General features: G+C 39.7%; 1 protein-coding gene. It reads left to right on the top strand.

Annotation, left to right across the window (positions count from 1 at the left end):
• Positions 1-320, top strand: a 320-nt coding sequence (locus HMPREF0023_RS16020; protein ID WP_008942605.1) for an IS3 family transposase, incomplete at both ends; no start/stop codon positions are given.

Genomic DNA, 320 nt, shown 5'->3' with positions numbered 1-320 from the left:
TGCGTTATATCGTAAACCAAATCTAAGTCAGGCCAATCAAGCTCACCGTAAATATCCATATCTGCTCAAAGGATTGGCTATTCAGCGCAGTAATCAAGTGTGGTGTACGGATATAACGTATATCCCTATGGCAAAAGGCTTTGTTTATTTATGTGCTGTGATTGATTGGCATAGCCGCAAGGTACTTGCGCATAGGGTATCGATTAGTATGGAGGTGGATTTTTGTATTTCGGCTTTAAATGAAGCGATTGAAAAATATGGATCACCTGAAATATTTAATACAGACCAGGGCAGTCAGTTCACCAGTGATGCATTTATTG

This window comes from Acinetobacter sp. ATCC 27244, from assembly GCF_000156555.1.
In the GTDB taxonomy this organism is placed as follows: domain Bacteria; phylum Pseudomonadota; class Gammaproteobacteria; order Pseudomonadales; family Moraxellaceae; genus Acinetobacter; species Acinetobacter haemolyticus.
This window is presented reverse-complemented; position numbering and strand designations above follow the sequence as displayed.